This is a genomic window from Photobacterium chitinilyticum (assembly GCF_004104355.1).
Taxonomy (GTDB): domain Bacteria; phylum Pseudomonadota; class Gammaproteobacteria; order Enterobacterales; family Vibrionaceae; genus Photobacterium; species Photobacterium chitinilyticum.
The window spans coordinates 1-395 of sequence record NZ_RJLM01000242.1; the positions used below are offsets into that span (position 1 = coordinate 1).

Consider the following 395-nt stretch of genomic DNA (forward strand, 5'->3'; position numbering starts at 1 on the left):
TGCCGTGCTTAAGGGCAAATACACCATGACCGGTGAAGCCTTCGATCCGGTTGAGGTGGATATGGGCCGCAGTGAGGAGAATAACATCACGCAGTCCGGCGGCACGGAGTGGAGCAAGCGTGACAAGTCCACGTATGACCCGACCGACGATATCGAAGCCTACGCGCTGAACGCCAGCGGTGTGGTGAATATCATCGTGTTCGATCCGAAAGGCTGGGCGCTGTTCCGTTCCTTCAAAGCCGTCAAGGAGAAGCTGGATACCCGTCGTGGCTCTAATTCCGAGCTGGAGACAGCGGTGAAAGACCTGGGCAAAGCGGTGTCCTATAAGGGGATGTATGGCGATGTGGCCATCGTCGTGTATTCCGGACAGTACGTGGAAAACGGCGTCAAAAAGA

Annotated in this window: 1 protein-coding gene; it reads left to right on the forward strand. The window is 55.9% G+C overall.

What is annotated here, in order from left to right; all coding sequences use genetic code 11:
* Nucleotides 1-25: 25 nt before the first annotated feature.
* Nucleotides 26-395: major capsid protein (locus EDI28_RS26600; RefSeq protein WP_438942820.1), on the forward strand; the 370-nt coding region annotated here is incomplete at its 3' end.